Raw genomic sequence first — 7,792 nt, 5'->3', positions numbered from 1 at the left:
CGGAGCCGGGCTGTTGTCCGGAGCCGGGCTGTTGTCCGGAGCCGGGCTGTTGTCGCCGCCACCGGTGGTTCCGCCGTCGCCGCCGGAAGTGCCGCCGTTGCCCTCGGGCGTGACGTGGATGTCGGTCGCCGCCGGAGCGTCGCCGTGGTTCGAGGAGGCCGCGCCACCCTCGCCACCGCTTCCGCTGACGTCGCCGCCCTGACCGCTGGGGCCGTCGTAGTCGGAACGGGGCGGGGCGCCGCCGTCTCCCCCCGAGGCGTTCGCCGCGTCTCCGGTGCCCGACGGGCCGTCGTAGTCGTTGACGTGCACGCCGCCGCCGTTGCCGCCGCCGGCCGCGCCGGGGTTGCGTCGACCGGGAAGCCGTGCCGATCCGGCCACGCCGAGACCCGTGCCCATGGCGACCGCGGCCGCCGTGATCTCTTCGCCGCGCACGCTGGGGTCGACGACGTTTCCACCCGCGCCACCCGCGCCGTTGGCGAGGGCCTGCACGACGAAACGCTCTCCGGCCCTGCCGAAGGGAGCCGTGATGGCCGAGGTGATCGAGCTTCCTGCGAAGCCCGACAGGAAGGCGGCGCCGTAGTTGGCCTCGCTGCCCTGCACGGTCTCGGCGATGACGGCCGAACCCGAGCCGGACACGAGCTCGATGCCGACGCGCGTGAGCTTCGGGAACCGGGCCGCCGCGTTGGCGAGGCCGGGGATGATGGCCCGCAGCCTGTTGGCGAGGCGCACAGCGGTCGCCGCGCACCGTGCGACGAGCGCTCCGATGCGGCCGCCGACCGCGACGATGCGCGCGGTGATGGCCGCGGCACCGGCGACACCGGCGGCGCCGAAGGTGACGAACGACAGCGCGAAGCTGAGCCCGGCACCGGCGATGACCTCGATCACCAGCTGGGCGATCATCTGCCGGGTCTCCTCGAGGGTCTCCCGGATGGTCTGCGCGTACTCGCGGCAGATGTCGTCGATCTTGCCGATGCCCTCGTCGTCGCTGAGGAAGGTCGTCAGGCCGTCGGCGAAGTCGTCGACCTTCTGGTTGATCGTCGCGATCTCGCCGCTGTCGATCCCGGCGAGCGAGTTGTCGGCGAGACGGATGTCGGTGCGAAGCGTCCGGATGTCGCTCAGGATTCCGGCCCAGGCGCTGCCGGCCGCCTCGAGCTGCTCGGGGTCGCCGTCGGGGAAGAGCGTGCCGATGAAGTTGAGGATCTGGTCCCACACCCACACGGCGGCGCTGTCGAGCCCCTGCACCATCGTGTCGGGGCGTCCGCCGAACGCGGAAGGAGGAGGAGCGACGCTCGCCTCGGCGATCTCCGGGCGCAGCACGAATGCGGACGCCGCGTCGTAGACGATGCGCTCGGCGTTGGCGTTGGCCTGTGCGTGCGTGCCGCCCGACGCCATCAGCGCGCGGTCGAGGCCGCGGGTCGCGACGGCGATGTCGTAGAGCGTCTGCAGTGCGGCTGCCGCCATCGCGTCGTAGGACTCGGCGAAGGACTCACCGCCCGGGTCGGTGCCGGCGATGCCGGCGTATCCGCTCAGGGAGCCACGCGCCGCGATGGCGTAGTTCAGCGCCTGCTGCGAGATGCCGTCGAACGAGTCTGCTGCCGCGGAGAACTTCGCGGGATCGATTCTCACCATCGGATCACACCGCCACGGGTCCGCCGCCGCCACCGGCGCCACCGCCGCCGCCGCCCCACATGCTGCCGACCGACGACTGCGCCGATTCGTACTGCGTGGCGGCGTCGCCTGCCCAGGTGGCGAGGAACTCGGCGTAGGAGGTGAGGATGGTGGCGCCGACCTGCCAGGTCTGCACGCAGTTGACGAACTCGGTGTTCGCGATTCCGCTCCATTGGGCGCTCACGGCGCCCGTCGCGCTGGCGGCGTGCGCCTGCAGCTCGCTGCAGTAGCCGTGCAGCTGCTTCAGCGCGGATTCGAGTCCGCGGATGTCCGCCGTCTCATATGTGTGCAGGCCGCTCATGCGCTGTCTCCCCTGGTGACGCTGGCGTCGATGGTGACGTCGGCAGGCATCGCCTGCACGTTCTCGGTGACGAAGGTGGCCTGCACCGCAGATGCCTGCGGGCCGCCGCCGTTGCCGTTCCCGCCGTTGCCGGGAACGCGGATGTTGACGTTGGACGAACGAGATGCCGCGGTCAGCTGCGCCTCGTTGCCGTCGTAGGTGCTCTGCCCGCTCTGCAGGCGCATCGCGATGCTCATCAGAGCCTCGCGGGTCACCCCCGCGCTGGTGAGGAACCCCGTCCACTCTTCGAGGAAGGCGTCAGCCGCGCTTCCCGTCCAGGTCGACCCGACGACGGCGTTGACCGCCGCGGTGACCTGGGCGAGCTGCGCGTCGAACTGCGCGACCGCTCCGGTCATCGACGACGCCGAGAATCCCAGCGCCGGTGTGGAAACGTGGAACTGCACCACGAGGCACCCCCCTCACATCAGCAGACCCGGCGAACCGGGCAGAAGAACTTACGAACGGAAGCTGTTGCCGATGTTGTTCTCGGACTCCTCGTAGGCGAGTGCGGCCTTCGAGAGCTGGTCGCTGATGCCGTTCAGCGATTCCTTGAGCTGGATGCCCGCGGCATCCCACTGCTCGTAGAGCTCGTTGAAGGTCTGCGAAGCGGATCCGCCCCAGTCTCCGGCGATGAGGCCCTGGACGAGCGACTTCAGGTTTCCGAGCTGCGACTCGATCGACGTCGCACCGGATGCGAGCTGGTTCGCGACACCGGCGAGCGACTCGGAAGTTACCTTGATCTCAGCCATTTCATACCCCCTGCTTGTGCGGCTATGCCGCGGAATTGGTCCGGGTACATTCGTAACACACGACGGGTGTCCGAGCCGATGGGGAGAACTCCCCATCTCGCTCTTCGGCGGGTCAGACGATGTGCAGGACGGCGTCTCCGAGCAGCAGACGGTCACCGGTGACCAGAGCACTCGGGGTGCCGGAGACGAGGGCGTACTGCACGCCGTCGCGCTCGAGGAGAGTGCCGTTCGCAGAGCCGGGGTCGGTGGCGATCACCGCGCCCGCTGCGGGCGCGAGCACGAGGTGCACCCGCGACATCGCGCGCGCCGGGTCGTCGAGTCGGATCGGGACGCCCTGGTGGGCTGCGGCGCCGCGTTCGGGCGAGCGGCCGAAGACGAGCACCTGGTCGAGTCCGAGACGCTGGCCGTCTGGCAGCGTCACCGCCGCCGGGATGGCCGGGGCGGGGGCCGGTGCGGGTTCAGGCTGGGGCGCCTGCGGAGCTGCGGCCTGCGGGGCTGCGGCCTGCGGGGCTGCGGCCTGCGGAGCTGCCGCCTGTGGAGCGGGAGCCGCGGGCGCCACCTGCTCGGCCGGCTCGGGAGCCAGAGGCGCGGGCAGCGGCACAGGAGCAAGCGGCTCCGAGGCACGCTGCTGCGCCGCGGGTGAGGATGACGCGGATGAGGCGCCTCCGGGGAACGGCGGCACGGCGTTTCCGGGCATGCCGATGAGCTGTCCGCACGACGGGCAGAACATGCTGTCCGGTCGCACGGCCTCACCGCAGAACCGGCACTGAGTGCTCATCGATCGTCTCCCCCGTTGTGGCCGTCCGGCGGCGATGATCGCCGCCACAGCGCCCGCGTCATTCTATCCCGCCCGCACGGGCGGGCGGATCGTCAGGCGGTCAGGTCGGGGACCTGCACCGGCATGTACGAACCGTCACTGAAGAACACGCCGCTTCCGGGCGCGGCACGACCCACATGGGTGCGGGCCAGCTGCACGCCGAACACCTGCGTGCCCACGATCGTCGAGGGAGGCGAGAGCAGGATGCCGGTGCGGCCCTTCTTCGCCTCGGTCAGCGCCACGGTGAGCGAGGAGCCCGCCGATTCCGCACCGACTCCGACGATGAAGCGCGCATGCGAGCGGGCACCGCCCAGTGCCCGATCGAGCGCCGTGTCTCTGATCGACTCGCTGTCGTCGACCACGATCGTCAGCGGCGAGTCGGTGGGCTCGAGCGCTGCGGCGATCTGCTCCTCCGGCGAACGCGGCGAGAGCACTGCGACTCCGTGGCTCTTGCCCACCTCGGCGAGGATCGACCCCTCGCGCGCGACGATCACCATCGGCGTCTTGTGCCAGCCGAGCTGGTGCGCGATCGCGGCGAGCGTGTGCGTCTTGCCGCTGCGGCGGTCTCCCGCGACGACGAACCCGCCGACGCCCGGCCAGTCGACGGTCACCCGCGACAGCTGGTCGCCGCCGACGGCGACGACAGGGGTCTCGGCCGTCGTGCCGCCGTGGATCGGCAGAGTCGGGACCACGCTGAGCCCGATGCGCGACGGCAGCGGATCGACGCGCATGGGCTGCGGCAGCTCGGCGAGCTGCGGGAACTGGCCGAAGTGACCCGTCACGTACTCGACGATGCCGCGGGCTGCGGCCGTCTGCCCCTCGCCGCTGGCATCGGCCGACAGCACGGCGAACTGCGCCTCGGTGCCCTCCGCCCCGAACAGCGCACGCCCCGGCGGCATGTTCGGCGCGATGTCGCGGATCATGATGCCCGCACCGCGATAGTCGTTGATGTCACGCATGCGCAGTGCGTACTGGGTGTCGATGAACGTCGACACCTTGTCGGACGAGATCGACCGGTCGGCTGTGAGGATCAGGCGCAGGCCCACGGCCGGTCCCTCGCGCAGGAGGCGCATGACCTGGTCGCGGACGAGCACCATGTCATCGGCGCTCATCGAGGCGCCGAGGCGCTCCCACCCGTCGATCACGACGATGTTGTAGGGCAGGGCATCGCGCGCATCGGCCTGTCGACGCTGCTCGCCGATGCTGCCGACCCCTGCTCTGGCGAGCAGCGCCTGTCGGCGCGAGAGATCCATGCCGAGACGGTCGAGCAGGCGCGGCAGTCGTCCGGCATCCTGCGGGGTGATGACCGCACCGGTGTGCGGCGCATCGGCGAACGGCAGCAGTGCGCCGGTGCCGTAGTCCACCGCGTAGATGTGCAGGTCGGCGGGCGTGAAGCGCTGCACGGCCTGGGCGAGCAGCGTGCGGACGGCCGTGGTGCGCCCCGAACGGCTGCCGCCGAAGAACAGCAGGTGCGAACCGGTGAGCGCGTTCCAGACGAGCGGCTGCTGCTTCTGCTTCGACGGCACGTCGACGAGGCCGAGCACGAGACCGCCGTCGGGTGCGGACGACTCGTCGAAGCGGTCGAGAGGAAGCAGATCGGGCAGCGGCAGCAGCCACGGCGACGGACTGCGTTCGATGCCCAGGGCGGTCGCCGCCTGGTTGGCGAGCTGCACGAGGCCGCGCAGGTCGGTGTCGTCCTGATCGGGGCGGTGCGACTGCGTCTCGACGGCGGGGAAGCGCGGCGGCAGCCCCACGGTCAGCCAATCGAAGCGCGCCGCGGGCGGGAGCACGCGGGTGGTGCGCTGATGCCCGATGCGCAGGCCCGCGACGCGCGCGGTCTGGAACGGCGCGGGCGCGGCATCCAGCCCTGCGCGCACATACCCACGCCCCGGGGTCGCGGCCGAGATCAGTGCGGCATCCGGCACGCCGATGATGTCGGTCGAGTCCGAGCGGTCGGTCACGCGCAGCGCGATGCGCAGGTTGATGTTCGACTGCATCTCGGGGGTGATCACACCCGAGGGACGCTGGGTGGCGAGCACGAGGTTGACGCCCAGCGATCGGCCGACGCGGGCGATGCGCACGAGCCCGGTGATGAAGTCCGGCAGCTCCGTCTTGAGCTCGGCGAACTCGTCGACCACGATCATCAGTCGGGCGAGCCCGAGCCTGGCCGCGGCCTCGGCATCCTTCTCCCAGGCGGCATCGACGTCTTTCGCCCCGATGTCGTCTCGCAGCACGCGCTCGCGCCGCTTGAGCTCGGCATCGAGAGAGGCGAGCGCGCGCTCGGTCTCGCGGGCGTCGAGGTTGGTGACCATGCCGACCGTGTGCGGCAGGCGGGCGCAGTCCGCGAAGGCCGACCCGCCCTTGTAGTCGATGAGCACGAAGTTCAGGGCGTCCGGCCGGTTCGCCAGCGCGAGCGAGATCACGAGCGCCTGCAGGAACTCGGACTTTCCGGAACCCGTGGTTCCCGCCACGAGCGCGTGGGGTCCGTCGGTCGCGATGTCGATCGCGTACTCGCCCTCGGCTCCCGCCCCGATGACGACGTACGACTGCCGCGGCGCGACCTGCCACTGGTCGATGATGGGCTGGGGGTCGGTGAGGTCGATGCCGAGCAGCTCGGTGTAGCGCACGCTGCTGGGCACCGTCGCGTCATCGCCGACTCCGCGCACGTGCTCGATCGAGCAGAGCGCACGCGAGATCTCCTCGGCGTAGCCGACGCTCACCTGGTCGAGCAGCACGGGCGAGTGGTAGGCGTCACCGGACTCGACGCGACCGAGCAGCGGGTCGCCGGGATCGGCCACGACCACCGTCGTCGCCTCTTCGGGCAGGCGGGATCGGTCCGAGTCGATCGCGATGACGTGGATGCCGTACTTGGCCCCCTGCTCGAGGATCGTGACCATGCCCGGAAGCATTCGGTAGCGGCGAGCGCCGTCGACGACCAGCACGATCTGCGACTCGGAGTCGAGGCGGCGGTCCTTGCCGATGCGCATGCGGATGTCGAGCAGGTTGCCGATCTCGCGGATGCGCTCTCGCCGGGTGAGGTCGGTGTTGCCGATCAGCGCGACCGGGCCGACGCCGGGCTGCGCGTGCGGCAGCCACTGCACCCACGACCAGGCGTGCTCCTGGTCGCGGTCGCAGAGCACCGCCACCTGCAGATCGCGCGGCGAGCGCAGAGCGACGAGTCCTGTGAGCATCGCGCGCACCACGCCGCTCGCGACGTCGGCGGGCCCCGCGACGCCGACCGGCCCGGACGCGAGGTCGACCGCCACGGGGGAGGGCGAGACGCCCACCCGCCTGTCGGTGCGGCGCTCTTTCTGCGGACCGCCTTCGAAGCGCACCTCGAGGGGCACGTCGGCGACGCCGACACGGGCGCGCAGCGCATCCTCCTCGCCCCGTCGCCTTTCCCACAGACGCGAGAGAGGCCGCGTGACCACGTCGCGGATGTAGACCGGGTCGAGGTGGTGGTCCCAGCTCGTCAGACGCTGCTGTCTCACGTGCACGGCGATGCGCTTGCGCGCCGAGTCGATCTCCTCGATCCAGTCGGCCTCGCTGCGCTCGCCCTTGCGGCGGGCGAGCTTCTTGTTGGCGAAGAACGACCCGATCACCATGACGGGCGACGCGGCGGCCATCAGCAGCATGATCGGGCGCTGGAAGACGACGGCGAGGGTGATGCCCAGCACCACGGGGACGATCGCCGAGAGCCACGGCAGCGGAGAGGCATCCTGCTCCTCCGGCTTGTCGCCCGGAAGGGTGATGACCGGCGGGATCTGCGAGGGCCGGATGCGGGAGGGACGGTTGACCGCCCGCGCGCCGACCTCGTCGATCGTGATGTCGGCGTCGGATGCGGGGGCCGCGCCGATGCGGATCACGCTGCTGCCGAGCTGGATGAGGTCGGCGGGGACGATGTCTGCCGTGCGCGCATCGCTCGTGCCGTTGACGACGAGCTGGGCGTCGGGGGCCGTCAGCTCGACGTGCGCCGTCAGCGGCAGCAGCGAGCCGTCGTCCGCCACGCCGCCTGCGACGGTGATCGTCGCATGCTCCTCGCTGAGGTGCGGATCGGCGACGCGCACGGATGCCGTGGAGCCGCGCCCGATGGTCGTGGCGACACCGGCGGCCATGGGCACCGATTCGCCGGCGAAGGGTCCGGCGACGAACTCGAGGCGCAGCGCCCCCGGCTCGAGCACCACCTGGTGGCGCGAGGGCACGACGAGACCGCTGCGG

5 protein-coding genes and 1 pseudogene are annotated in these 7,792 nt (G+C 71.1%); all 6 read right to left on the bottom strand.

From position 1 onward, the window contains the following. Positions 1 to 1,629: pseudogene (locus tag J7E68_RS05210) on the bottom strand (hypothetical protein); the annotation flags it as partial. 4 nt (positions 1,630 to 1,633) lie between these two features. After that, positions 1,634 to 1,969, bottom strand: coding sequence for a hypothetical protein (locus tag J7E68_RS05205; RefSeq protein ID WP_215170500.1), 336 nt, complete (start codon positions 1,967 to 1,969; stop codon positions 1,634 to 1,636). Beyond that, on the bottom strand, positions 1,966 to 2,415 hold the full coding sequence (locus J7E68_RS05200) for a WXG100 family type VII secretion target (RefSeq protein WP_215170498.1): 450 nt from the start codon (positions 2,413 to 2,415) through the stop codon (positions 1,966 to 1,968). Before J7E68_RS05200 ends, J7E68_RS05205 begins: the two co-directional genes overlap by 4 nt. 48 nt (positions 2,416 to 2,463) lie before the next feature. Then, entirely contained in the window at positions 2,464 to 2,757 is a 294-nt protein-coding gene (locus tag J7E68_RS05195) for a WXG100 family type VII secretion target (RefSeq protein ID WP_060928559.1), read from the bottom strand. Positions 2,758 to 2,869: 112 nt separating this feature from the next. Beyond that, a complete protein-coding gene (locus J7E68_RS05190) occupies positions 2,870 to 3,535 on the bottom strand; it encodes an FHA domain-containing protein (RefSeq protein ID WP_215170495.1) in 666 nt (221 codons plus the stop codon). Positions 3,536 to 3,627: 92 nt separating this feature from the next. Continuing rightward, the coding region (locus J7E68_RS05185; RefSeq protein WP_215170493.1) for an FtsK/SpoIIIE domain-containing protein at positions 3,628 to 7,792 on the bottom strand (4,165 nt) is incomplete at its 5' end.

This window comes from Microbacterium sp. ISL-103 (assembly GCF_018613995.1).
GTDB lineage: Bacteria > Actinomycetota > Actinomycetes > Actinomycetales > Microbacteriaceae > Microbacterium.
The sequence above is the reverse complement of the archived record's forward strand: the minus strand, read 5'-3'. Positions and strand labels throughout refer to the sequence as shown.

Coding starts and splice junctions, on each gene's coding strand:
- J7E68_RS05205 (WP_215170500.1), bottom strand. CDS start 1,969: ATGAGCGGCCTGCACACATATGAGACGGCGGACATCCGCGGACTCGAA.
- J7E68_RS05195 (WP_060928559.1), bottom strand. CDS start 2,757: ATGGCTGAGATCAAGGTAACTTCCGAGTCGCTCGCCGGTGTCGCGAAC.
- J7E68_RS05190 (WP_215170495.1), bottom strand. CDS start 3,535: ATGAGCACTCAGTGCCGGTTCTGCGGTGAGGCCGTGCGACCGGACAGC.